The sequence below is a fragment of the Motilimonas eburnea genome (assembly GCF_021295345.1).
Classification (GTDB): Bacteria; Pseudomonadota; Gammaproteobacteria; order Enterobacterales; family CBDFNC01; genus Motilimonas; species Motilimonas eburnea.
In genome coordinates, this window is record NZ_JAIMJB010000002.1 from 155,098 (window position 1) to 179,845 (window position 24,748).

General features: G+C 45.0%; 22 protein-coding genes. 13 read left to right on the forward strand and 9 right to left on the reverse strand.

Going from position 1 to position 24,748, the window contains the following annotated elements; genetic code table 11:
* Positions 1–40 precede the first annotated feature (40 nt).
* The 13 genes from K6Y21_RS02740 to K6Y21_RS02805 all read left to right on the forward strand — a co-directional run bounded on the left by K6Y21_RS02740 (position 41) and on the right by K6Y21_RS02805 (position 16,581).
* Positions 41–1,357: a DEAD/DEAH box helicase gene (locus K6Y21_RS02740; protein WP_233070147.1), complete on the forward strand. Its 1,317-nt coding sequence runs from the start codon at positions 41–43 to the stop codon at positions 1,355–1,357.
* Between the two features lie 540 nt (positions 1,358–1,897).
* Positions 1,898–3,538: a flagellar assembly protein A gene (locus K6Y21_RS02750; RefSeq protein ID WP_233070148.1), complete on the forward strand. Its 1,641-nt coding sequence runs from the start codon at positions 1,898–1,900 to the stop codon at positions 3,536–3,538.
* Between the two features lie 158 nt (positions 3,539–3,696).
* Positions 3,697–5,622, forward strand: a complete 1,926-nt coding sequence (gene thrS, locus K6Y21_RS02755; RefSeq protein ID WP_233070149.1) for a threonine--tRNA ligase — start codon at positions 3,697–3,699, stop codon at positions 5,620–5,622.
* Positions 5,623–5,625: 3 nt separating this feature from the next.
* The gene (infC, locus tag K6Y21_RS02760) at positions 5,626–6,168 is read left to right on the forward strand and encodes a translation initiation factor IF-3 (protein ID WP_233070382.1); all 543 of its coding nucleotides are present in this window, start codon (positions 5,626–5,628) and stop codon (positions 6,166–6,168) included.
* A 98-nt stretch (positions 6,169–6,266) separates the two neighbouring features.
* On the forward strand, positions 6,267–6,464 hold the full coding sequence (rpmI, locus tag K6Y21_RS02765; RefSeq protein WP_233070150.1) for a 50S ribosomal protein L35: 198 nt from the start codon (positions 6,267–6,269) through the stop codon (positions 6,462–6,464).
* Positions 6,465–6,478: 14 nt separating this feature from the next.
* Positions 6,479–6,838 (forward strand): 50S ribosomal protein L20, encoded by a 360-nt coding sequence (gene rplT / locus K6Y21_RS02770; protein ID WP_233070151.1) that lies wholly within the window; start codon positions 6,479–6,481, stop codon positions 6,836–6,838.
* A gap of 234 nt (positions 6,839–7,072) precedes the next feature.
* Complete coding sequence (locus K6Y21_RS02775) at positions 7,073–9,970, forward strand: EAL domain-containing protein (RefSeq protein WP_233070152.1); 2,898 nt, start codon at positions 7,073–7,075, stop codon at positions 9,968–9,970.
* 347 nt (positions 9,971–10,317) lie between these two features.
* Positions 10,318–11,298, forward strand: a complete 981-nt coding sequence (gene pheS, locus K6Y21_RS02780) for a phenylalanine--tRNA ligase subunit alpha (protein WP_233070153.1) — start codon at positions 10,318–10,320, stop codon at positions 11,296–11,298.
* A 14-nt stretch (positions 11,299–11,312) separates the two neighbouring features.
* Positions 11,313–13,700: a phenylalanine--tRNA ligase subunit beta gene (gene pheT, locus K6Y21_RS02785; protein ID WP_233070154.1), complete on the forward strand. Its 2,388-nt coding sequence runs from the start codon at positions 11,313–11,315 to the stop codon at positions 13,698–13,700.
* A 3-nt stretch (positions 13,701–13,703) separates the two neighbouring features.
* On the forward strand, positions 13,704–14,000 hold the full coding sequence (gene ihfA / locus K6Y21_RS02790; RefSeq protein WP_233070155.1) for an integration host factor subunit alpha: 297 nt from the start codon (positions 13,704–13,706) through the stop codon (positions 13,998–14,000).
* 210 nt (positions 14,001–14,210) lie between these two features.
* Positions 14,211–14,945, forward strand: coding sequence for a Sir2 family NAD+-dependent deacetylase (gene cobB / locus K6Y21_RS02795; protein ID WP_233070156.1), 735 nt, complete (start codon positions 14,211–14,213; stop codon positions 14,943–14,945).
* Positions 14,946–15,113: 168 nt separating this feature from the next.
* Entirely contained in the window at positions 15,114–15,920 is an 807-nt protein-coding gene (locus K6Y21_RS02800; RefSeq protein WP_233070157.1) for a DUF2189 domain-containing protein, read from the forward strand.
* The gene (locus K6Y21_RS02805) at positions 15,913–16,581 is read left to right on the forward strand and encodes a DUF2987 domain-containing protein (RefSeq protein WP_233070158.1); all 669 of its coding nucleotides are present in this window, start codon (positions 15,913–15,915) and stop codon (positions 16,579–16,581) included. The genes K6Y21_RS02800 and K6Y21_RS02805 overlap by 8 nt, the downstream gene beginning before the upstream one ends.
* 91 nt (positions 16,582–16,672) lie before the next feature.
* Here the strand turns inward: K6Y21_RS02805 and ttcA are convergent, their stop codons facing one another.
* From ttcA to K6Y21_RS02850, 9 genes are all read right to left on the reverse strand, one after another.
* Positions 16,673–17,581 (reverse strand): tRNA 2-thiocytidine(32) synthetase TtcA, encoded by a 909-nt coding sequence (gene ttcA, locus K6Y21_RS02810; RefSeq protein WP_233070159.1) that lies wholly within the window; start codon positions 17,579–17,581, stop codon positions 16,673–16,675.
* 99 nt (positions 17,582–17,680) lie between these two features.
* A complete protein-coding gene (gene uspE, locus K6Y21_RS02815; RefSeq protein WP_233070160.1) occupies positions 17,681–18,613 on the reverse strand; it encodes a universal stress protein UspE in 933 nt (310 codons plus the stop codon).
* 126 nt (positions 18,614–18,739) lie between these two features.
* Positions 18,740–19,489: a fumarate/nitrate reduction transcriptional regulator Fnr gene (fnr, locus tag K6Y21_RS02820; protein ID WP_233070161.1), complete on the reverse strand. Its 750-nt coding sequence runs from the start codon at positions 19,487–19,489 to the stop codon at positions 18,740–18,742.
* A 264-nt stretch (positions 19,490–19,753) separates the two neighbouring features.
* On the reverse strand, positions 19,754–20,431 hold the full coding sequence (locus tag K6Y21_RS02825; protein ID WP_233070162.1) for a sulfite exporter TauE/SafE family protein: 678 nt from the start codon (positions 20,429–20,431) through the stop codon (positions 19,754–19,756).
* Positions 20,431–20,637 carry a cbb3-type cytochrome oxidase assembly protein CcoS gene (gene ccoS, locus K6Y21_RS02830; protein WP_233070163.1) on the reverse strand — a complete coding sequence of 69 codons (207 nt, stop codon included), beginning with the start codon at positions 20,635–20,637 and terminating at the stop codon, positions 20,431–20,433. Before ccoS ends, K6Y21_RS02825 begins: the two co-directional genes overlap by 1 nt.
* Complete coding sequence (locus K6Y21_RS02835; RefSeq protein ID WP_233070164.1) at positions 20,634–23,027, reverse strand: heavy metal translocating P-type ATPase; 2,394 nt, start codon at positions 23,025–23,027, stop codon at positions 20,634–20,636. The genes ccoS and K6Y21_RS02835 overlap by 4 nt, the downstream gene beginning before the upstream one ends.
* Positions 23,014–23,496, reverse strand: a complete 483-nt coding sequence (locus tag K6Y21_RS02840) for a FixH family protein (RefSeq protein ID WP_233070165.1) — start codon at positions 23,494–23,496, stop codon at positions 23,014–23,016. The genes K6Y21_RS02835 and K6Y21_RS02840 overlap by 14 nt, the downstream gene beginning before the upstream one ends.
* A gap of 92 nt (positions 23,497–23,588) precedes the next feature.
* Complete coding sequence (ccoP, locus tag K6Y21_RS02845) at positions 23,589–24,560, reverse strand: cytochrome-c oxidase, cbb3-type subunit III (RefSeq protein ID WP_233070166.1); 972 nt, start codon at positions 24,558–24,560, stop codon at positions 23,589–23,591.
* Positions 24,560–24,745, reverse strand: coding sequence for a cbb3-type cytochrome oxidase subunit 3 (locus K6Y21_RS02850; RefSeq protein WP_233070167.1), 186 nt, complete (start codon positions 24,743–24,745; stop codon positions 24,560–24,562). Before K6Y21_RS02850 ends, ccoP begins: the two co-directional genes overlap by 1 nt.
* Positions 24,746–24,748 lie beyond the last annotated feature (3 nt).

Below are 24,748 nucleotides of genomic sequence, written 5' to 3' on the forward strand. Positions count from 1 at the left end.
GTATAATATCAGAAAAATTTACACTAGTTGGAGCCCTCTCTTGGATTTTGAAGAATTCTCACTCGATCGTCGCTTGCTTAAACCTCTATCACATCAGGGGCTTAGCCGCGCTACCGACATTCAACGCCAAGCCATTCCTATTGCTATCCAAGGCAAAGATATTATCGCCTCTTCAAAAACCGGCTCAGGAAAAACCTTGGCTTTTTTACTGCCGGCGATGCAACGTGTGTTAAAGCAACGCGCATTGAGCAAACGCGACGCGCGAGTGTTGATCTTAACGCCTACCCGAGAGCTGGCTAAGCAAGTATATGCCCAACTGCGTCTATTAGTCGCGGGTACAGGGGTAAAGGCGACCTTAATCGTTGGTGGGGAGAATTTTAACGATCAAGCCAAGCAACTGGTTAAAGACCCGCAATTTATCGTTGGCACCCCCGGGCGAATCGCCGATCACCTTAGTCAGCGTCAAATTCATCTTAATGGATTAGAAATGTTGATTTTAGATGAGGCGGATCGCATGCTTGATCTGGGGTTTGCCGACCAGCTATTGCAAATCAACCGCGCTGCGGATCACAGACTAAGGCAAACCTTATTATTTTCGGCAACCTTAGATAACACCGAAGTCAACAGCATAGCCAAACAATTGCTCAAAGCGCCAGTTCGAGTGGCCATTGGCGGCGCTAATGACGAGCACAAAGATATTCAGCAACGTTTTGTTTTATGTGACAACTTAGACCATAAAAAAGCACTGCTGAGTCACATTATTAACGATGAGTCCATCAGTCAGATGATCGTGTTTACCGCCACTCGAGCCGATACCTTAACCTTAGCCGAGTTTTTAACTGAACAAGGCTTAAACTGTGCCTCTCTCAGTGGTGATATGAACCAAGGTAAGCGTAATCAAATCATGGACAGTTTTTCACGTGGTCAGCAGCAAGTGTTAGTCACCACGGACATTGCATCTCGTGGCCTAGATTTAGTGAATGTGTCTCATGTCATCAATTTTGATATGCCCAAACATGCCGAAGAATATGTCCATCGGATTGGTCGTACCGGCAGGGCAGGGGCGAAAGGCAGTGCTTTATCTCTCATCGGGCCAAAAGATTGGCTTAATTTCCAAGCGGTTGAAGCTTATCTTAATCAGGCCATTAGCTTTGACTCCATTGCTGGGCTAGAAGCCAAATTTAAAGGCTTTAGCCACGCAGCGCCCGTTGCCAAAGTTCGCACAAAGAAACAAGTTAAGGCAGGTAAAACGCAAACTAAACGTAAACCTATCAAACGTGTTAACAAAACCTTTGAAAAAGGCATCGATGTGGGCGATGCGCCCATGCGTCGCAAGCCCAAATCTAGGGCCTGTTGACCTTTCGTGGTTAATTTTTGTTCGAGATAAAAGCGTTTTGAGCAAGGCGAGCAGTGTGTAGCTTAGCATTCTAAGTAAATACTGCTCAACGACGGGCAAAACGCTTTTAGCCGAATCCAAAGGACAGTGTTTGTTGGTCATTTCTACTGCGTTAGCGCCTTTTCGCGTAGGTGACTACGCCACAAAGTCGCTGCCTTGCATAAATACCCAACAAATCGCTGCAAAAACAAGCTCCAAAGGTCAACAGGCCCTAGCAACGTCAATGAATAACGCCTTCCTACCTTATGCAGCCGCTGGCTGCATAAACCTAACGCATAGATTAGTCTAGAATTATACTCAAATGATGCTTTTAACAAGACGCTGTCAGATGTCTCACGTTTAAAGAGAAAAATGATTGAGCCAACGATGACATGCCAGTAAGGTGGCTAAATAATCGACTTATGGCGGCTATTGTGAGTGGAATTGGGGGAGCTAGTCCGATTCTGTACTAATCATATAGTAATACCCAGCGTTCACTCATTGTGCTAAGGAAGTGATGACATGATTTCACCTGACTTATTGACTTTGCATGAAAATGACGTTGACCTTTTGCTCGATATTCCCGAGCTCCTTGAGCCTGTCACCGAAACACACGTTCTTGATGCCTTATCGGCCAGCCCTTATGCCGACTTTAAACCCAGTTCGGTTGGTATGACCGATGCCTTAACGCGATTAAATGCAAAAGAGCCGAGTGAAAACACGGATCCTGTGATTATTGCTCAGCGACTCGATGCCGTTGTCGCAATTGAAATTGATAAAGAAAAGATGACGGCCATTGCCCGAGTGACTGCGCCTTGGGGCGGTAAAAAGCTCGATGAGGATGTCCTAAAAGAGGCCATCAGTGCGGCTGGGGTGACCTACGGTATTCGAGAAAACAATATTCACGCCTTGGTGTCGACCTTGAATAAATCCCGACCAGGCCAACTTATTAAGGCGCCTGTAGCAAAAGGTAAACCAGCCATTGATGGCAAAGACACCCGTTTTGAACGGTTGGTGGAAACCTTGAAAGAGCGGGTAAAGAAACCAAGGGAATTACAAGGTGGCAAAGTAGACATGCGTGACTTAGGCGCATTGGTCTCCGTATCGAAAGGCAAGCCATTGATGCGCAAACACCCTAAAGTTGAAGGGGAAGATGGGTTTAAAGTGACAGGGGAAGTCATTACCCATAAAGAGGGTAAAGAGATCGCGTTTAATGTGGGTAAAAATACCGAAGTCAGCAACAAAAACGCCAATTACCTAGTGGCAACCAATACAGGGATCCCCATAGAAATTGAGCACGGCATGATAGTGGATGATGTGCTGATGATAAACAATGTGGACGTCAGCTTTGGTCATGTGGATTTTGATGGCAGCATTCTTATCAAAGGTGACATTTGCGAAGGGATGAAGGTGAAAGCCAGTGGCGATATCAGTGTGTCAGGCTTGATTGAATCAGCGCACGTGGAAGCTGGCGGGGATTTACATGTGGAAAAAGGGGTAATCGGTCATCATACTGATGACGGCTTTAGTTGTGAGTTAATTGCCCACGGTGAAATCATCGGTGTTTTTGCTCAATATACCAAGATTGAATGTCATGGTGCCTTGCATTTTAACCATCAACTTAGTCATTGTGATGTGACCTGCTTTGATAAGGTTGAGGTGATTGACAGCTCGGGCCGAAGAGGCACGATTTTAGGGGGCATAATTAGGGCCCTTAAAGGTGTTAGCACGGTTAATTTAGGTGCTGAGGCGTACACTCGCACCGAAATTCAGTTGATAGGCGAGCTTGAAGCAAAAAGAAAAGAAAAGAAGTTTCTACAACAAGAAATTGATGATGAAGAGCATAAGTTAGAAGAGCTGGCTCAGGCTTGCTCGAAAGTGAATTCATTACCTGCATCTGAAAAAAAAGACACCTTGTCTCATCGCCTTAAGCTGAATATTGAACACGAACAAGCTCGCATCGAAGATGTTAAACAGCGCATCGAACAAATCGACCGTTTTATCAATGAATATTTACAAAGTGCTCAGGTAAGTTGTGCCGGGCATCTCTATGGGGGGGTTGTGGTGAGCCTAGATAGATATACCTTAACCACGGAGCGAGAGTACATCAACAGCCATGTATGCCTAGAAGATGAGCAATTAATTGTCGAACCAAATACCTAATTAACACCATGGCGGGAGATTTACGTTACCTAGCGTTGATTTGAGAGGGGCTTTTCTCTACTATGTTGGCTCTTTTTTTAGCTGTATAGTACAGCATCGACAATCGACAATCGACATGTGGCGCTTGGTATGCGTCACCACTGTAACAAGGAAAGCTCATGCCTTTAATTACTCTTCCTGATGGTAGCCAACGCCAATTTGAAAACACAACAAGTGTCATGGAAATCGCGCAAGACATTGGCCCAGGTTTAGCCAAAGCCTGTATTGCTGGTCGTGTTGATGGCGTTCTCGTTGATGCGTGTGACCCGATTGATAAAGACGTTAATGTTTCTATCATTACTGCCAAAGATGACGAAGGTTTAGAAATCATTCGTCACTCATGCGCTCACTTACTTGGTCACGCCATTAAGCAACTATGGCCAGACACTAAAATGGCAATCGGTCCAACCATAGACAACGGATTTTATTACGATGTGGATATGGAAAACCCGTTAAGTGAAGAGGATCTTGCCAAGCTTGAAAAGCGCATGCTTGAGCTAGCTAAGACAAATTACCCAGTGATCAAGAAAAAAGTATCACTTGACGAGGCTGCCGCCGTGTTTCGCGATCGTGGCGAAGAATATAAGCTGGAGATCATTGAAGGCATTGAAGCCGGTGCTCGTCCAGGTCTTTACCACCACGAAGAATACATCGATATGTGTCGTGGCCCGCATGTTCCTAACATGAAGTTTTGTCACCACTTTAAACTAATGAAGGTGGCCGGTGCCTATTGGCGCGGTGACTCAGACAATAAAATGTTACAGCGTGTTTACGGCACTGCTTGGGCTGATAAGAAACAGCTTAAGAGTTATCTTAAGCGCTTAGAGGAAGCGGCTAAGCGTGACCACCGTAAAATTGGTAAACAACTTGATCTTTACCATATGCAAGAAGAAGCGCCTGGCATGGTATTCTGGCATCATAATGGCTGGACCATATTCCGTGAGTTAGAGACGTTTGTGCGTGAAAAATTGGTTAAATATCAATACCAAGAGGTTAAAGCGCCGCAAATCTTAGATCGCAGCTTATGGGAAAAATCAGGCCACTGGGATAAGTACGCTGATGGCATGTTCTGTACCTGTAGTGAAAACCGCGAATATGCAATCAAGCCGATGAACTGTCCAGGTCACGTGCAAATCTTTAATCAAGGCTTAAAATCTTACCGCGACTTACCCCTGCGTATGGCAGAGTTTGGCTCGTGTCATCGTAACGAGCCGTCAGGTTCATTACACGGTTTGATGCGTGTACGCGGCTTTACCCAAGATGATGCGCATATTTTCTGTACTGAAGACCAAATCTTGGCGGAAGTTTCAAGTTGTATCGACATGGTGTTTGAAACTTACAAAACCTTTGGCTTTAACGATATCGAAATCAAACTGTCAACCCGCCCTGAAAAGCGAGTGGGTGAAGATGCTGTGTGGGATAAAGCAGAACAAGCCCTTGCCGATGCATTAAATTCAAAAGACCTAGAATTTAAATACTTACCAGGTGAGGGGGCGTTCTATGGTCCGAAAATCGAATTTACTTTGTATGATTGTCTCGACCGAGCATGGCAATGTGGCACCGTGCAGCTAGACTTCTCTATGCCGGGTCGTCTTGGTGCCTCTTATGTAGGTGAAGACAACGAGCGCCATGTGCCTGTGATGATCCACCGTGCGATTTTAGGCTCACTTGAACGTTTTATCGGTATTATCACCGAAGACTGTGCGGGTTTCTTCCCAACTTGGTTGGCGCCGGTGCAAGCTGTTGTGATCAATATCACCGACAAACAAGCAGATTTTGCCCATCAGGTGGTCGATAAATTGCAAAAATCGGGCATTAGAGCAAATGCGGACTTGAGAAATGAGAAGATAGGCTTTAAAATCCGCGAGCATACATTAAAGCGTGTTCCTTACATGCTGGTCATCGGCGATAAAGAAGTCGAAGCTGGCGAGGTAGCAGTAAGAACGCGTAAAGGTGAGGATCTTGGTAAATTTAAACTTGACGATATCGTAAATAAACTCAGTCAAGAGATCCAAAACCGAACTCAAATTACTTTGGAGGAATAAGCTATAAAAGGTGGAAGAAGGCCCCAACAGGCGGGCAACAAAAATCGTATTAATGACGAGATCACAGGTCTGACTGAAGTTCGTTTGGCTAACGTTGATGGCGAGCCTATCGGCATTGTTTCATTAGCTGAAGCTATGGCTCAAGCTGCTGAGCAGCAACTTGACCTGGTTGAAATCAGCCCAAATGCTGAACCACCTGTTTGTCGTCTTATGGACTACGGTAAGTTCCTCTACGAAAAAAGCAAATCCGCTAAGGACCAGCGGAAGAAGCAGAAACAGATCCAAGTGAAGGAAGTTAAATTCCGTCCTGGAACTGATATAGGCGACTATCAGGTAAAACTGCGCAACCTGACTCGCTTCTTAGAAGAGGGCAACAAGGCTAAAATCACACTGCGTTTCCGTGGTCGTGAAATGGCACACCAAGAGCTCGGCGCTGACCTACTAAACCGCATCAAAACGGATTTAGAAGAAATCAGTGTTGTGGAATCTTTCCCTAAGCTGGAAGGACGCCAAATGGTCATGGTACTTGGCCCTAAAAAGCGATAATAAAGGCTCAACAAGTAATTGATTGAGCTTGCCTAGGCAAGCTCATTTTAATTCGCCTCTATTATTATTTATATTCATTGAACAATGCGGAGTTCGCAATGCCAAAAATGAAAACCAATAAAGGTGCTGCAAAGCGCTTTAAGAAAACGGCTTCTGGCGGTTTCAAATGTAAACAGTCTCACCTACGTCACATCCTGACGAAGAAGAGCACCAAGCGTAAACGTCACTTACGTGCTAAAAGCATGGTTGCAGCATCTGATGTTGCACAAGTACGTCGTATGATGCCATTCGCATAAGGGGAGATTGAGAAATGCCAAGAGTAAAACGTGGTGTCGTAGCACGCGCTCGTCACAAAAAAGTTCTAAAGCAAGCTAAAGGTTATTACGGTGCTCGTTCACGCGTTTATCGCGTAGCAGTACAAGCGGTAACTAAAGCTGGTCAATATGCTTACCGTGACCGTCGTCAACGTAAGCGTCAGTTCCGTCAACTATGGATTGCACGTATCAACGCTGCATCTCGTCAAAACGGTCTGTCTTACAGCCGCTTTATCGACGGTCTGAAAAAAGCTTCTGTTGAAATCGATCGTAAGATCCTTGCAGACATCGCAGTTTTCGACAAGAACACATTTGCTGTGTTAGTTGAAACAGCAAAAGGTGCACTAGCTAAGTAATTTGGCTATTTGCAATGAAAAAGGAGGCATGGCCTCCTTTTTTTTGGTCTTTAACTTCTTCAAGCTCGCCATGACCAAGACAACGATGAGTAGGGACGTTTCAACAGTGAATTTAATTAGGACATTATCCGCCTAGGCGTGGCATAATCTGCGTTTATCAATGTGAGTATCAATAGTGGTTGACCTGGATCGGGTGTGTATCCGTTGTTGAACAAGGAATAGGTGTTTCCCCCAATGAGATGGTTGTTGTTTTGTATTTGTTGGTTTACCAGTCAAGCACTGGCTCAATCAAACAATCATGTTGTTAACCCCTCTTTTAAACAATTAGCCATTGGCGAGCATGTACAGTACCTACCCGATACCGCTGACCGGATTGAAATTAAAGACCTGCTATTAGGTGAATACCAAGACCAATGGCTTGAGAGTGAGCAAGAAATATTGAGCTTTGGCTTAGTGTCCCATCCGTATTGGTTTAAGTTTAACCTGAGTAATCACACTATTACTGATGTCGCCAGCTTACTTGAAGTCGGATACTCCTTGATCAATATTCTGGATATTTACATAGTAGAGAATAATTTACTTGCGTATCAGTATGATCTTGGCACCAGCCGACCATACGATAACAAACCCTTTCCGAGCCGTGCCTTTAGTGTTCCCCTTGATATACCGGCTGGGCGAACCATCACGGTATACATTAAAGCCGAGAATAATGGCTTTCTTCAGCTCCCCGTTACCTTGTGGGAATTAAAGTGGTATTTCAGTGAGCAGCTAAATAGCAAATTATTTACGGGGATGTTGACGGGCATCTTTTTATTGATGTCTTGTTACAGCTTGTTCCTCTTTATCATGCTTAAAGAGTCACGCTTCTTTTTCTACAGTGCATTTTGCTTGTGCTTTATCAGTACCATGTGGATCTTGAAGGGATACGCCAGCATCTTTTTCTTTTCCAACCTCAATAAATGGCATGACAACTTACTGATTATGTCAGTGGGGACCTTGTGTTTGGTACTTAGCCTCCTTGGTGAAGGACTAAAGCACTTTAAACGCAATCGCATCATTGATTTGCTGAATAAAAGTTTACTCGGTGCTTGCTTAGCCTTGATCATCTCCCCCCTAGTGATCGATTTCCAATTTGCTTTGTACTTTTTAGCCGTTGTGGTGGCGTTTATGTCACTTAGCTCGCTCATCGAAGCCGTATATTATTGGGTCAAGGGGAATAATCTCGCACGGCTATTTGCTACTTCATGGCTATTATTTATTGTCGGCATGGGCATGTTGTTGTTGAACCGTTTTGCCGTGATCCCCCGTAATGATTTTACGGAACACTTTGTTGCCAATTCAGCCTTTCTCGGTTTGATTTTCTTAGCGCTCGCCTTAGCGCACCGAACCTCTCAAGAAAAACAACAAAAAAAGGACGCACAAGCACAAGCCGATATCAGCAACGCCCGCTATTTCGATATTTTTCAGAATGCCCCAGAAGGCCTATTTACCAGTACTCTGTCGGGTGAAGTGCTGTCGGCAAATGCGGCCTTGTGTGCCAGCTTCGGATACCAAGACTTTAATGATCTTAAGGAAAAGTACGGCGGCAACATGAGCCGGTTTTACCACCAAGAAAACAGCCGTGATAACTTGATAGCGGAAATGCTGGAAACCGGTTTTGTTAACAACGTGGAAATCAAGGTAGTACGCGCCGATGGCAGCATATTTTGGGCGTTGTTAAACCTGCGCTTGTCGAACTTTTATCACAATGACGACCGTATTATTGATGGCTCTATCGTTGACATCAGTCAACGCAAGAAACAAGAATTAAAACTCAAGTACATGGCGCAACATGATCAGCTGACGGGTCTATTTAACCGACGCAAGTTTGAAGAATGTGTCACCCAAGTGATCAACAGTGAAAGCACCCATTTAGGTAAAAACATTATGTTTTACCTGGATTTAGATCAGTTTAAGGTGGTTAACGACACCTGTGGTCACAGTGTGGGTGACAAACTATTGCAAAGCTTAACACGCTTGTTAGTCGCTGAAATTCCAAAAGATCAAGTGTTAGCGCGTTTAGGTGGGGATGAGTTTGGTGTCATGCTTACCAATGCGTTTGTCAATGATGCCATTGAGCTGGCCGAGCGTTTGCGTAAGGTGGTACAGGAATACCGATTTGTCTGGGGAGAGCAAGTTTTTACCTTAGGTATTAGTATTGGTATCGTCGCGATCGAAAAAAACATGAAATCCTTTGCTGAAGTCCTCAGTCTCGCTGATACGGCGTGTTATACAGCCAAAGAGCAGGGGCGAAATCGCATTTACTACTATACCGAAACCAACAGTGTTGTGAGTCGTTATCAAAAAGAAATGGGTTGGGTGTCGCGATTAAATGATGCCCTCGAGCACAACTCATTCGAACTGGCATACCAGAGTATCAAACCTTTAACAGCCGCAAGCCAAGGCGAACATTTTGAGGTACTGATCCGATTTCGTGATGAAGCGGGGGAGCTGGTTGCGCCGAGTGAGTTCTTACCGGCTGCTGAAACCTATAACCTCATTTCAGCCATTGACAAGTGGGTCGTTGAGCACTTTTTCATTTGGCTTAACCAGAACCCAGAATTGTACCAAGACATCAATAAAGCCAGTATTAATATCTGTGGCCAATCCATGGCCGATAGGGAGGTTAAATCTCACATCTTAGCGTGTTTTGAGAAATACCAGATTGCCCCGGATAAAATTTGTTTTGAATTGACCGAAGGTCAAGCGATACGTGATATTGATCGCACCATTGCCTTTATGGAAACATTCAGGTCTTTGGGTTGTAGCTTTGCACTGGATGATTTTGGGGTTGGCTTTTGCTCTTATTCATACCTCAAGCGTCTGCCTATCGATTACCTGAAGATAGATGGATCTTTCGTCCGTGATATCTTGGAAGATGAAACCGACTTTGCCATGGTACGTTCATTTTCTGAGCTGGCTAAAGCGGTAGGTGTTCAAACCATTGCCGAATACGTTGAAAGTGAAGCCATTGAAGCAAAACTTAAACAAATCGGGATTGATTATGTGCAGGGCTTTAGTGTGGCTAAACCTTGTCTTTTGGCAGAAAAAAAACTGGTCAGCACCCACCTAAAGCTGAATATGAACCAGTAAACAAGACATCCTTAATAGAATCGTTTATGTCTGTCACAAGGCAGAGCTAAGCTATCTCGTTGAGCCAAATGCTAGACCTTAGCATTTGGCGGTTAAAATACGCCTCAAAAGACAACAGGCCCTAGCTAAATCAAGCAGTTTTAAGTAGTATTTGCCCTTTTATACTCAAGCTCCCTTATGCTGCTCTCAGAGGGCGGGATCTTGCTTGTTGTGTTGACTGATTTGTACTGCAAGTTCGTGGTGTAAAACTTATCAATTGGCGCAATAAGGATAACACCTCGTTGCAAACGCAATGATAGGTGGTTTGAGTATTGAGTCCATAACAAGCTTAGGGTGACGAGGGACAAATGCAACACCTTGATGAACTGATAGCAACCGCAACCAAAGCGATTGAAACCGTAAATGATGCCGCAGAGCTTGATCAAATTCGTGTCGAGTATTTAGGTAAAAAAGGGATTATGACCGAGCAAATGAAATTGCTTGGTTCATTACCCAATGAGCAAAAGCCGGCCGCAGGTCAAGCCATAAATAAAGCCAAGCAGGCAATCCAGCAAGCCCTTAGCCAACGCAAGAGCAGCATCGAGCTAGCTGCGTTAAATGCAAAGTTAGCCGCCGAAAAAATCGATGTTAGCTTACCGGGTCGCACCCAGCTGCCTGGCAATATCCATCCGGTCACACGCACCATCGACCGGATTTGTGAATTCTTTGGTGAACTTGGCTTTGAAGTAAAAACCGGCCCTGAAGTCGAAGATGATTACCATAATTTTGATGCACTGAACATTCCAGCGCACCATCCAGCTCGTGCCGATCATGATACCTTCTACTTCAACCCTAAGTTAGTGTTACGGACACAAACTTCAGGTGTACAAATTCGTACTATGGAAGTCGAAAAGCCGCCAATTCGCATCATATCGCCAGGGCGTGTATACCGAAACGACTACGACCAAACCCATACACCTATGTTCCATCAGGTAGAAGGCCTCTTGGTGGCTGAAAACACCAGCTTTGCAGAGCTAAAAGGGATACTTCACGACTTCCTTCGTAATTTCTTTGAAGAAGATTTGCAAGTGCGCTTTAGACCGTCTTATTTCCCGTTTACCGAGCCTTCGGCCGAAGTTGACGTACTGGGTAAAAATGGTTGGCTAGAAATATTAGGCTGCGGCATGGTGCACCCAAATGTACTTAAATCTGTCGGCATCGATCCTGAAGTTTACTCAGGTTTCGCCTTTGGTATCGGGGTTGAGCGCTTAACCATGTTGCGCTACGGGGTGAATGATTTACGTTCATTCTTCGAAAACGACCTTCGCTTTTTAAAACAGTTTAAGTAATAGAAAGGACTAACATGAAATTCAGTGAATCCTGGTTAAGAGAGTGGGTTAACCCTGCAATTGATACAGCCACCTTGGCCGAACAAATTACCATGGCAGGTCTTGAAGTTGACGAGGTTGTGCCCGTTGCCAAAGAATTTAGCAACGTGGTTGTGGGTCATGTTGTTGAATGTGGTAAACACCCAGAAGCTGACAAGCTGCAAGTCACTAAGATAGATGTGGGTGAAGAAGCGCTGCTAGATATCGTTTGTGGTGCTGCCAATTGCCGTCAAGGGCTAAAAGTGGCCGTGGCGAAAGTCGGCGCGGTGTTACCGGGCGACTTCAAAATTAAAAAAGCTAAACTGCGCGGCCAGCCATCTCACGGCATGCTGTGTTCTTTATCTGAGTTAGGCATGGCCGAATCTGCAGAAGGTATCCTTGAGCTTCCAGCTGATGCTCCAGTCGGGCAGTGTGTACGCGACTACTTAAGCCTTGAAGACGTGACCATTGATGTTGATTTAACACCGAACCGAGCAGATTGTTTAGGTATTAAAGGCCTTGCACGTGAAGTTGGGGTGTTAAACCACCTTGATGTGGTTGAACCACAATGGCAAGACGTTGCGGTCAGCATTGATGATAGTAAAGCGATCGAACTCAGCGCACCGCAGGCGTGTCCACGTTACTTAGGTCGCGTGATCAAAGGCATTAATCTTGATGCCGAGACCCCATTATGGATGGTTGAAAAGCTGCGCCGCTGTGGTGTTCGCAGTATCGATCCTGTTGTAGATATCACCAACTACGTCCTGCTTGAGCTTGGTCATCCAATGCACGCATTTGATCTGGCAAAGATTGACGGGGATATCGATGTACGTTTGGCTAACGTCGACGAAAAGCTAACGTTACTTGATGGTAATGAAGTGGCATTAACTGAGGATACCTTAGTTATCGCTGACCAAAGTAAAGCTTTAGCCATGGCAGGCATCTTTGGTGGTCTCTATTCAGGCGTTACTAGCGAAACTCAAGATATCTTTTTAGAAAGCGCATTTTTTGCGCCTTTAGCTATCACAGGTCGCGCTCGCCAGTATGGGTTACACACTGATGCATCTCATCGTTATGAGCGAGGTGTTGATCCTGAGCTGCAAGCCCGTGCAATGTCTCGAGCAAGCGCCTTGATTGTTGAAATTTGTGGTGGTGAAGCTGGCCCGGTCGTTGAAGCCGTGAGTGCTGAAGACTTACCAAAGCCCGCTGAAATCGTTCTTCGCCGTGCTAAGTTAGACAAGATCATCGGTATTCATATTGACGATGAGCAGGTAGAAGAAATTCTGGCTCGCCTTGGCTTTACAGCGCGCAAACAAGACGCTGATTGGTCTGTAACGACGCCGACATATCGCTTTGATATGGCGATTGAAGAAGACTTGATCGAAGAAGTGGCGCGCGTGTTTGGATACAACAATATTCCAAATACAGCTCCTGTGGGAGCATTAGCCATGGCAGATCATCAAGAAGCGCGTCTGCCGTTAGCGCGTTTACGCGATACCCTGGTTGACTTAGGTTACCAAGAAGCTATTACCTACAGCTTTGTTGATCCTAGCCGTCAGAGCCTATTGTTCCCGGATGCCGATGCCCTTATTTTGCCAAACCCTATTTCTACGGAAATGTCGGCAATGCGTGTTAGCTTATGGACAGGGTTAATTGACGCTGTCGCTTATAACCAAAGCCGTCAACAATCTCGAGTACGCTTGTTTGAATCGGGTCTTCGCTTTATTAAAGATGAAACGGCGGAAAACGGCGTTCGTCAAGAGCCGATGATTGCCGGTATCATGACGGGTAAAGCCCATGATGAACATTGGGACTTACCATCTCGCGCAGCTGACTTTTTTGATCTTAAAGGCGATGTAGAAGCCTTGCTAAGCCATACTTTTGATCTGAATAACTTTAGCTTCGAGCAAACTGAGCACTGTGCTTTACATCCTGGTCAAGCTGCAGTGATCAAGCATCACGGCGAGGTAGTTGGCTATATCGGTGCTATCCATCCGCAATTTGAGAAAAAATGTGGCTTAAATGGTAGAACCCTGGTTTTTGAACTAGAGTTAGATAAAGTTGTTAATCGTCAACTACCTGCAGCTAACGCTATCTCAAAGTTCCCGGCGAACAGTCGAGACATCGCGTTAGTGGTCGATGAGTCAGTGGAATCGGGTAAAATTATAAAATTTATCCAAAAAATTGGCGGGAATCAGTTAGTTGGCGTAAACTTGTTCGATGTGTACCAGGGTAAAGGTATCGACGAAGGGTTTAAGAGCCTAGCCATTAATTTGGTGCTTCAAGATACCACGCGTACTCTGGAGGAAAAAGAGATAGCCGATGCGGTTGATAACATCGTCGCAGGGGTTAAATCAGAGTTTAACGCTTCCTTGAGGGATTGATCTATGGCGCTAACAAAAGCCGAGATTGCTGAACGTCTGTTTACAGATGTAGGCTTAAGTAAACGCGGTGCAAAAGATATGGTGGAATCATTCTTTGAAGAAATCCGTAAGTCGCTTGAGTCTGGCGAGCAGGTAAAAATTTCAGGGTTTGGAAATTTTGACCTACGTGATAAAAATGAGAGACCGGGTCGTAACCCAAAAACAGGGGAAGACATCCCTATTTCTGCGCGTCGCGTTGTGACGTTCAGGCCGGGTCAGAAATTGAAATCTCGGGTTGAAGAGAGTCAATCCAACAAATAATGTGTAAGCCGCCCTCTGGGCGGCTTTGTCGTTATTTTGGTCTGTGACACCTTGCTGCAATAGCGGTGCAGTGCATCTTTGCTGCTGCCCATATTCAGTAGCACTCAATTTTAATAACCTGCCTCACACTACGACCATAGTGTGATGTTCTTTTTCCCTTGTTGTTGCTAATTTGTTATCAAATCAATAATAAAATTAGGGTTAACCCCCATGCAACAGGACAGCAAATCCAGATACCAACATATCGTTATCCTAACGGGTGCCGGCATTTCGGCAGAATCAGGCATTCGAACCTTTCGTGCAAAAGATGGCCTATGGGAAAACCATGATATTAATGATGTGGCAACGCCCGAAGGGTTTAAACGCGATCCTGATCTGGTCAACCGTTTTTATAATCAACGTCGCTCGCAACTGCAACAACCTTATATCCAGCCCAACAGTGCCCACCTGGCACTGGCGAAACTCAGTCAAGAATTTAATGGTGAGATGATCATCATCACCCAAAACATTGATGATCTTCATGAAAGAGCCGGTGCAGAAAATGTCATCCACATGCATGGCGAATTGCTTAAGGCACGCTGCCCTCACACCAATCAAACATTGGAATGGAAAGGGGATATCTTGGCTAACGATCTGTGTACCTGTTGCCAGTTCCCTGAGCCTTTACGACCACACGTGGTGTGGTTTGGCGAGATGCCACTGCATTTAGACCGAATATATAGTCATTTATCCCAGGCCGATCTCTTTATATCGATTGGTACCTCTGGCAGCGTTTACCCTGCTGCTGGCTTTGTCCATGAAGCTGCCAGTCACGGTGCTCATACCATTGAAATTAACTTAGAGCCGAGTGAGAACAGCAATCAGTTTGCCGAAGTAAGATTAGGCTCCGCGGGTGTGCTTGTGCCTGAGCTGATAGATCAAATTTTAGCTCCCATCAATGCATAGATAATATACAAATCATCATGGTCAGCCTGTTTATTACGCCAGCTAGTAACAATTGTCTGGGCCAAGCTAAAAAAAGCACTAAAGAAGGCCATATTGGGTGTAAATCCCTTTCACATCTTGGTGCTAACCTCTTAAAATGCACATTCATGCAACTAAAGTGGTTTGGTAATGAACGAAGAGCAACAAACAACACAGGTACAGATTGGCGGCAATCTCAAGCAGTCATTAGAGCAAGGTTTTAAACTCAGTATACCGAATGTATTTTCCGAAGCTTTCCAAATAACCTTAAAGAATTTAGGCACATTAATGCTGGCTTGCTTGGCGGCATTAGGTTTTATGATGTTGGTCACTAGCGTGTTGGTACATGGCGGTGAATTATTAGGCTATATCAAAGAAGTCGTTGATGAAGAAGGCAACCCGGTTATTTTCACTAAAGAAATGATCGCCATTGGCCTACTTATGTCGGTGTTTGTGGTGCCGTCACTGATCGCTGGCTTTACCATGATGAGTTTAAACCATGTGGTCGGTTTAAAAACAAAACCTTTAATGATATTTAATTTTTTTAAATTGTTTGGGCCATTAGCGGTGGCGTTTGCATTACCTAATCTGCTGTCGATGGCGTTTATGAACCTCGGGTTAGGCATTCTTTCATCATTGCCTACCATCTACATTAGTGCGATCTTCTCCTTGGTGATCCCCTTGATGTTAGAGCGTCAGATGACAGTGTTTCAAGCGATCCCTACCTCTATCCGTGTCGCTCATAAGGGCTTCATTTCCTTGTTTATCATTCATGCGTTGATCAATCTTTTCATGTTATTTGGCTTTATGACGGTGGTTGGCTTAGTGGTCATCATTCCATTTGTTGTTACATTGCAAGCCGTGGTTTATAAAGAAGTATGTGGCATCAGGCTAACGGTTGAAGTGGGCAATGATGGACAGAAAGATGATAACAATAATGGTGAATTTAGTGCGTAATTTATTAATCCTATTTGTTTTTTTGTGTACGCCGTGGGCCAGCGCACAAGAATCAACGTTTGCCTACAGTGATTTTTATAAACGCCTTGCCGTGGTAAAAAAAGAAGGCTTAACTCGGGTGAGCCCAGCCTTCTTTTTATTGGATAAACACGGCCAACAGCCTTGTGAAGTGACTAAGGCGGTGATTGAGACCGCTGAGCGTCACGTTACTGTTTTACAAAAACCAACGGGTGAGCTGCTTATTCCCTACGACGCTAAGCTAAAACAAGACAAAGCGGATTTGATCTTAGGGTTACGTCGCGATCAACAAGATTGCACCATGTCATTACAAACTAAGTTAATGGTGCCTATAGAATCGGTTGACAGGGTTGATGGGTTAAAAAAGATCGCTGATGAGCTGGAAAAGCTGATGTTAGGACAGGCCGGGTTTTGGGGTAAACTTTTCTTGCCAGACTTTAATGGTATTACGCTTACCTTGTCGGACGCGCTAATCGACCACTTAGCAAGTCAGGGGCAAAGTCGTTATACCCTTGTCAATACGGATTTTGAAGTCGAGCAAGGCCAAATCCATATTTCAAAGCAGTGGTTAGCAGAGCACATAGGCATGCCAATTAGCCTTACAGATGGGGTGGTTGATATTAAGCCTTGGTTAGTACAGTAGTCACCACCATCGAGTGCAATAGGCCATAATGGCTGATAGAGTGTCCTATCAGCCACTTGAGAGAGATATCGTTTAAGCTAAAGGGCTATATTTACTTTAGCTCTATCACTTGCAGCGGGGCTTGTTGATGAGACGGAGCGGCTACGGATGGCAAATCGGGTTTGTCGAAGGCTATATCGCCCCCATCAATCACGCCACTGTGTTGGTCCACTGATTTAAAATCAAACAACTGATGATCCATTAAGTGCGAAGGCACAACATTTTGGATGCTGCGGAACATACTTTCAATTCGACCAGGGAAGCGTTTTTCCCATCCTTGCAGCATTTCCTTGATCATTTTGCGTTGTAAGTTCTCTTGGCTGCCACATAAGTTACAAGGAATGATAGGGAATTGCTTAACCTGCGCGTATTTTTCAAGATCCGCTTCTTTACAATAGGCCAACGGGCGGATCACGACATGTTTGCCATCATCACTGACTAATTTGGGGGGCATAGATTTTAATTTCCCCCCATGAAACATGTTTAATAATAAGGTTTCGAGAATATCGTCACGGTGATGGCCTAACGCTATTTTGGTGGCGCCCAGACGCGTTGCGGTGGAGTAGAGAATACCGCGACGCAAGCGAGAGCATAATGAACAGGTTGTTTTACCTGCGGGGATCTTGTCCATTACGATGGAATACGTGTCTTCCTCGACAATTTCAAAATCGACCCCTATGTCCGCCAAATACGTAGGCAGAACATCCTCAGGGAATCCGGGTTGTTTTTGGTCTAGGTTAACTGCCACGATATCAAACTGAATGGGTGCGTGGGCCTTAAGGTGCATTAAAATATCGAGGAGGGCATAACTGTCTTTACCGCCACTTAAGCAAACCATGACCTTATCGCCTTCTTCAATCATGTTAAAGTCGGCAATGGCCTTTCCTGTCTCACGACGCAAACGTTTGTGCAGTTTATTCTGGTTGTATTGTGCTTTGGCCTCGGCCGTCGGTGTACCCATAGTTCTATCCACAGCAAAAAAAGTCTGCGTATTATAGCGTCAAGAATGCACCAAGCAAGTCAGGTAGTAGGGGGGCGGCCAATTGCTTGGCCGCAGAAATTATTGCTGTAAGGGTGAGACGTAATCAATCGGTTTTAATGCAAGCAAATCACAATCTAAGCTGTCGATTAAATGCTCGGCTGTATTACCTATCAATGCGGCGCTGATCCCAGTTCGGCCAACGGTGCCAAGGACCACTAACTCCGCATCGACTTGTTTTGCCGTTTGCGGGATCACATCTTCAGCCAATCCCTCTACAACATGTAATCGTTCCTCTGCAATACCGTGCTTTACGGCATGTTGTGCCAGCATGTCTTGGTGGCGTTTTTGCACCGCATCGCTGTATTCTATTGGATTAAAATCCGGAAGCTCTAGGGCGATATTCATGGGGGTACTAGGGTAGGCGTTGATCAAACTGACATTTGCATTGATCATTTTAGCCATATCTTGTGCTTCTCGGGTAATTTTATCATTGAGCGCAACGTGCTCATCATCTTCGGCCGTGGCATGAATGGCCGCTAAAATCGTCCCGTTTTCTGGCCAGTCATGATTTTTGACTAACAATAATGGCTCTGGACACTTCCTAAGGAGATGCCAATCAGTGGGCGTAAAGATGACCGACTGCAGTTTAGGGTGGTGATGTGTCCCTTTCACCACAAGGTCATGGCCAAAATCCAATGTTTCTTGAATAATACTTTCAAATGGCCGGTTGTGCCAGATAACTTTGGTGTCAATAAATACGCCTTGGCTGCGATAGGGAGCGGCTAACTCTTCTAGCCAAGCGGTTTGTTGTTGTATCACGCTGGCACGCATGGCTTCACGCTCTTCGAGTGAAAGCATGGTGGTCATTTCAAAAGAAAAATCATAAACAGATAGAAACAGCTTTAACTTAGCATGCTCTTCACGTTGACAGATATAGACGGCGCGAGAAAGGGCTGTTTGCTCTTCTTTGGTTGGATCAATGACGACTAAGATGTTGCGATATTTAACCATACACCCCTCCGGGTTACTGATAATAATCCACGTTTCTAGTCATAATTTAGCTCAAAATGATGAAATAAGGCGCGATGGGGATCAATTATTTTATTTTTCAATTGATTAATTCCATCGCGCAAAGGCTTAATCCGCTTTGATAGCGCCTGCAACTTCAGCCAGTTGTTGATGATCTATGATGGTGATGTATTTACCCTTCACCGCAATCATTTCACTCTTTTGGAAACGGCCCAGTAAGCGACTGATGGTTTCGACGGTGAGACCTAAGTAATTGCCAATATCACCTCGCGTCATCGACAAGCGAAATTCACGAGGAGAGAAACCACGCTCAGAAAAACGTTGCGACAAGCTGTAGATAAAGGCACCTAATCGTTCTTCCGCATTTTTCTTCGAAAGTAACAAGATCATTTCTTGGTCACCCACGATTTCATTACTCATCATTCGCATGATTTGCTGACGAAGCTTAGGCATTTTACCGGATAAGTCGTCAAGGGTATCGTAAGGTATTTCACAAATCATTGACGTTTCAAGGGCTTGCGCAAAACTTGGATGAGAACCAGTGTTGATGGCATCAAAACCGACAAGATCACCAGCTAAATGAAAACCTGTGATTTGTTCATCGCCTTGCTCTGTGATGGTATAGGACTTAACCGTCCCCGAGCGGATGGCGTATAAAGCGCGCATTTCTTCGCCAGCTTTATATAATTCTTCGCCTTTTTGAATGGGTTTCTTGCGCTCTATGATTTCATCGAGCTGGTCGAGTTCTGTTTCGTTTAAACTCACCGGGATGCAAAGTTGGCTGATACTGCAATCTTGGCAGTGTATTTCGCAGCCACCTGACTGGATGCGTCTGGTATTTTTATTATCGGACTTCATGCTTACCCGAAATCTCCACTTGATATATATCAATATTGTAACATTTATTGACTTAGTTTAAATAGCAGATTGGTGGCAGAAGGTGAATTGAAAGGCAAAAAGTGATTACGCCTTAAAAAAACGAAAAAATACTTACTATTACAAGGTCGCTTTATTGCAACAGAGTGAGAAATTTCACAGAACATGGGATTTAAGCCATACCTGTTTTAGTGCCATTCAGGAGCGGTAGAAACAAATGCAGCTAAAAATATGCAAGTGTCAATGCTAAATCAGTTGCTTGATGGCGATATAGCCAGTGTGAAGGGCATAGAGCGCTAACAAGGCACTGCCACCATAGCGAAACCAGTTGGATTGGATCAAACGACTAACAGTGTGGCTGAGCAAGCCTAGGGTGGTCATGGCTGGGAGCGTACCTAGCGCAAACCCGGCCATGATCAAGCCACCGTTAAGGGCACTGCCACTCACCGCGGCCCAAGAGAGGCTAGAATAGACCAAACCACATGGGAGCCAGCCCCAAGCCATGCCTAAAGGAAAAGCATAAACAGGGTGTTTTAATGGTAAGAAAAACCGTGCGATGGGCTGAATTCGTCGCCAAAGGTGCTGACCAGCTTTTTCTAATGCTTGCAGGCCTAGCCATAATCGACTGATGTAAAGCGCCAATAACAGCATCATGCTCGCTGCCAATAAACGCAGCATGATTAAAGCCTGTTTAACATCAAACAACTGACTCAGAACCGCAGCGCCACCGGCGATGGCCATACCGGCTAAAATATAACTTGATGATCTACCTAAGTTATAAAGCAATAGGGTAAGCCATTGCTGAGATTTAGTCGCATCCTTGTTGATAGAAAATGTCATGGCACTGGCAACACCACCACACATGCCTAAACAATGGCCCGCGCCAAGTAAGCCGATAAAAAATGCAGCGTAAAAGTCTGCCATTAGGATGATCTTGGATTATCAGGTTTGGTTTGAGACACTGAAGTGAGGTCACTAGGCGTTGGTTGCTCATCCTCATCAAATAAGATATTGACGCCTTCACGATCTAAATCTTCAAATTGGTCAGAGCGTACCGCCCAAAAAAACAGACCAATTGCGATAACAACAAATAGAATGGCAATTGGGATCAGTGTGAAAATTATGCTCATTTTTTTAATAACCTTAAGGAGTTGGTCACAACCACAACCGAGCTTAGTGACATGCCAAGGGCGGCCATATAAGGCGGCACATGGCCTGTTGCTGCCAGGGGCAAGATAAATAGATTATAACCTAAGGAAATCGCTAAATTTTGCCTAATAATGTCACGGGTTTGTTTTGCAAGGTGGCGAGCCTTGGCCAATTTATGCAATGAATCGCCAATTAATATCACATCAGCCGAGTTTTTAGCGACATCGGTACCGCTGCCGATAGCCACCGATACATGGGCTTGGGACAGCACGGGCGCATCATTGATACCGTCCCCGACCATGAGGGTAATATGACCATCATGTTGAAACTGTTGCACAGCCGCACGTTTTTGTTCGGGCGTGACGCCTGAGATGACGGTTTTTATGCCCAGTTGCGTTGCCACTATGTTCGCTTGAGCTGAGCCATCCCCGGTTAACATAGCCGTGTTCAGATCTTGTTGATTAAAGTGGGCAAAGGTGGATTTGGCGTCGTCACGCAATTCGTCGGTCAGTTCAAAAGCAGCAACTAGCGCGTTGTCTATAGTCATCACGATGAGCAGTAGATCAGACGCGACAGGTAAAGACACCTGACAAAATTCGGGTTTTCCAAGTCGAATACATTGTCCTTTCAGCTTGCCTTCTAAGCCTTCTCCCGGCACATTTGTTACATTATCGATCTTGATATTGGCTTGCTTGTAGGAAGCAAAAGCACGACTGATAGGGTGCTCTGAGTGTTGCTCGAGTGCCGCCGCTAACGCAAGAGATTGAGCTTTGTCTATATTGGCAAATACATGGGTTTTGGCCACTGAAAATTTACCTTGGGTGAGGGTGCCTGTTTTATCAAATACAAACAGATTTGCTTTGGCTAAGGTTTCCAGTACATGGTTCTTACGGATCAAGATGCCAAGTTTGTTCAATGTTGCTGTGGCACAGGTAAGCGCAGTGGGGGTTGCAAGGCTTAAAGCGCAAGGGCAAGTCGCAACCAGAACCGATAAGGTCACCCAAAAAGCATGCTCAGGGGCAACATAAAGCCAAGCACTGTAAGTGAGGGCAGAAAAAACCAATAGGGCACCCACAAAATACCGAGAGACATGGTCGGCAACCACCTGAATATGTGGTTTTTCCGCCTGCGCTAAATCCTGCATTCGGATTATGTCCGCAATCAAAGTTGCTTGGCCAATCTGCTTAACTAATACCGTAATGGGGCTTTCCAAATTGATGGTGCCAGCATAAACAGGCTCATCTAAGGTTTTAAAAACAGGCATATGTTCACCTGTTAACATGGACTCCTCAATGGATGATTTGCCGGATACGATGACGCCATCGGCGGGAATGGTCTCACCGGGCTTAACTAACACTGATTGCCCTTCACGCAATAATTTGGCGGGGATGTGTTCGACCGTGTCACCTTGCTTTAACCAGGCCATCTTAGGCATTAATTTGGCTAGGTTATTGCCACTTTCAGAGGCCTTACGCCTGGCCCTTAGCTCTAGCATTCGACCAATCAACAAGAAGAAAGTGAACATGGAGATAGATTCAAAAAACACTTCGCCCGTGCCGGTGATGGTGGCGTAGGTAGAAGCGATATAAGCACCCAACAAGGCAATAGAAACGGGTATATCCATGCCTAAGGTACGGTTTCGGATATTTCTTAACGCATTAAAATAAAAGGGCTGGGCACTATAAAGTAAAACCGGTGTGGCCAAAATCATACTGACCCAGCGGAAATATTGACGAAACTCCTCTTCCATACCCGTAAAAAGATCAGCATACAAGGCAACGGCAAACATCATCACCTGCATTGTCGCAATGCCCGCCAATCCAACGCGCTTCATATAACTTCGGACTTGCTCGCGATACTGTTTTTCTTGTTCGTCAGCTTGGAAGGGCAGAGCGCGATAGCCTACTTGCGCAATGGCTTTTAAGATATCACTGAGTTTGATTAGCTCAGGATCCCAACGGATGATTGCACGATGCAAGGTGGTATTAACATTGATAAAAGCCAGGCCAGGCAATACCCGTAATTGACGTTCAATCAACCAAGCACACGCGGCACAAGTAATGCCGTCGATAGACACCATGACCTCTTGTAAGGCCTTATTATGCTGTACAAAATCATTTTGAATTTCTTCAAGATCGTACAGGTTTAAAGCACTTAACTCCGCGGGAACCAAGCCATCGACCTTTTGGGCTTGCTCAGTACGGTGGTGGTAATAAGAGGCTAGGCCACTGTCAATAATGGTTTGTGCCACGGCTTCGCAGCCGGGGCAACACATGTTTTTTTGCTCTCCGTTTAAGGTCACGGAGAATTGGCTGTCTGGCGGAATGGCTTCGCCGCAATGAAAACAACCGGATACGTTATTGCTTGCCATCGAGTATCACCTGAGTGATAGGAAAAGTCACATTGTTTTGGACTCGCCAGCTGCTATCAAATGGCTCAACGCGTACCGCCCATTTTCCTTGAATTTCGCTGGGAAAGGTAAAACGATAATGACCGGCCGCATCGGCCGAGAGCATAGTGGTAAAATCACGCCCAGAAAGGGTCGCGTGATAAAAGCTGATTTTAAGGGCTTGATTAGGGGGAACATCGCCAGAGGCAATCGAAATGACGCCTTGATCTCCATCCATTACTAAACGAGTGGTGATGCCTGATTTGAGTGCATTGTTCAGCTTTGAAAGGTCGGCGTTAATGGCTTTACCGGTTTTATAATAATCTTCAGCTACCAGGTCGACTTTATTGTCGTGGGCAATCATAACAGTACTGATACCGGCGATAACCGCTGCCAATGGTAAGAGAATAATGAGCCACACTGAACTCTGTTGGTACCATTTATTTTTCACTGCATCACTCCTTAATATGAACCCTTGGATTGTAACAAAAAGGCAAAAAAAAACCCCGAAAATTCGGGGTTTTGAGTAAGAATTAATATTTCTTATTGGGGGTTAGAAAGGGAGTATACATAAGCGGCGATAATATGAACTTTATCTTCGCCTAAGATGTCTTTCCAAGCTGGCATCACACCGTTACGACCGTGAATGATGGTTTCTTCAACGGCTTTACGTGAACCGCCGTATAACCAAATATTGTCGGTTAGGTTAGGTGCACCAAGGGCTTGCATGCCAGAGCCATCCGCGCCGTGACAGCCCATACAAGTACCGAAAAGCTCTTTACCTTTTTGCGCTTCAACTGCATTTACCTTACGGCCACTTAAGCTAAGGACATAAGAAACCAGATTTTGTAAGCCTTCGCCTTCTAATTGCTCAGGCGTCAGTAAACCACCTACTGGCATCACACCATTACGGCCTTCCATTAAGGTCGTTTTAATGATGTCACCGGTGCCACCGTATAACCAATCGTTGTCGGTTAGGTTAGGAAAACCGGTAAAACCTTTAGCATCAGAGCCATGACATTGAGCACAGTTTTGTAAGAACAAGCGTTGTCCAACTTTAACCGCTTCAGGGTTTTTCGCGACCTCTTCTACAGCAATATATTGACCTTGCTCGTCATGGGTTAGCTTTTTGAACACTTCAGCGTAAAGCTCATTGGCCTTGTTTACTTCACGTTGGTATTGAGAGTTAGACGTGGCCGCGCGCTCAATCGAATCTTGTTTTGAAACAATATCTTGATCAGCACTGGTCCAACCTAACAGGCCGTTACCAAAGCCACCAAAAGCAGGGAAGAGTAAAATGTAAATTACACAACCTACAATGGTGAAAACAAATAAACCAACCCACCATTTAGGTAAGCCCGTGTTTAGCTCTTCAATGCCGTCGAAAGAATGTCCCATGGACTTCCCTTCTTCAACACCCATTTTATCTTTTGCACACCAGTACAAAAGACCAGCACAACCGATAATCACAATCAGCGTGATAACGGTTATCCAAATACTCCAAAAAGTACTCATTATAAATTCGCTCCTGCGTTTTTATTGTCGGCACTTGGCTTTACCGCTTCATCATCAGCAAAAACCAGGTTGGCGGCTTTGTCGAATGACGATTTATTTTTACTGCTGTAAGCCCAGGCGATAATGCCAATAAAGATTACAATTAAAAATCCGGTATATAATCCACTGAATGTTCCGTAATCCATATT

Excerpts from the sequence above, each read along its gene's own strand:
- K6Y21_RS02750 (WP_233070148.1), top strand. The coding sequence starts at position 1,898 with ATGATTTCACCTGACTTATTGACTTTGCATGAAAATGACGTTGACCTT.
- thrS (WP_233070149.1), top strand. The coding sequence starts at position 3,697 with ATGCCTTTAATTACTCTTCCTGATGGTAGCCAACGCCAATTTGAAAAC.
- rpmI (WP_233070150.1), top strand. The coding sequence starts at position 6,267 with ATGCCAAAAATGAAAACCAATAAAGGTGCTGCAAAGCGCTTTAAGAAA.
- rplT (WP_233070151.1), top strand. The coding sequence starts at position 6,479 with ATGCCAAGAGTAAAACGTGGTGTCGTAGCACGCGCTCGTCACAAAAAA.
- K6Y21_RS02775 (WP_233070152.1), top strand. The coding sequence starts at position 7,073 with ATGAGATGGTTGTTGTTTTGTATTTGTTGGTTTACCAGTCAAGCACTG.
- pheS (WP_233070153.1), top strand. The coding sequence starts at position 10,318 with ATGCAACACCTTGATGAACTGATAGCAACCGCAACCAAAGCGATTGAA.
- pheT (WP_233070154.1), top strand. The coding sequence starts at position 11,313 with ATGAAATTCAGTGAATCCTGGTTAAGAGAGTGGGTTAACCCTGCAATT.
- ihfA (WP_233070155.1), top strand. The coding sequence starts at position 13,704 with ATGGCGCTAACAAAAGCCGAGATTGCTGAACGTCTGTTTACAGATGTA.
- cobB (WP_233070156.1), top strand. The coding sequence starts at position 14,211 with ATGCAACAGGACAGCAAATCCAGATACCAACATATCGTTATCCTAACG.
- K6Y21_RS02800 (WP_233070157.1), top strand. The coding sequence starts at position 15,114 with ATGAACGAAGAGCAACAAACAACACAGGTACAGATTGGCGGCAATCTC.
- ttcA (WP_233070159.1), bottom strand. The coding sequence starts at position 17,581 with ATGGGTACACCGACGGCCGAGGCCAAAGCACAATACAACCAGAATAAA.
- uspE (WP_233070160.1), bottom strand. The coding sequence starts at position 18,613 with ATGGTTAAATATCGCAACATCTTAGTCGTCATTGATCCAACCAAAGAA.
- fnr (WP_233070161.1), bottom strand. The coding sequence starts at position 19,489 with ATGAAGTCCGATAATAAAAATACCAGACGCATCCAGTCAGGTGGCTGC.
- K6Y21_RS02825 (WP_233070162.1), bottom strand. The coding sequence starts at position 20,431 with ATGGCAGACTTTTACGCTGCATTTTTTATCGGCTTACTTGGCGCGGGC.
- ccoS (WP_233070163.1), bottom strand. The coding sequence starts at position 20,637 with ATGAGCATAATTTTCACACTGATCCCAATTGCCATTCTATTTGTTGTT.
- K6Y21_RS02835 (WP_233070164.1), bottom strand. The coding sequence starts at position 23,027 with ATGGCAAGCAATAACGTATCCGGTTGTTTTCATTGCGGCGAAGCCATT.
- ccoP (WP_233070166.1), bottom strand. The coding sequence starts at position 24,560 with ATGAGTACTTTTTGGAGTATTTGGATAACCGTTATCACGCTGATTGTG.
- K6Y21_RS02850 (WP_233070167.1), bottom strand. The coding sequence starts at position 24,745 with ATGGATTACGGAACATTCAGTGGATTATATACCGGATTTTTAATTGTA.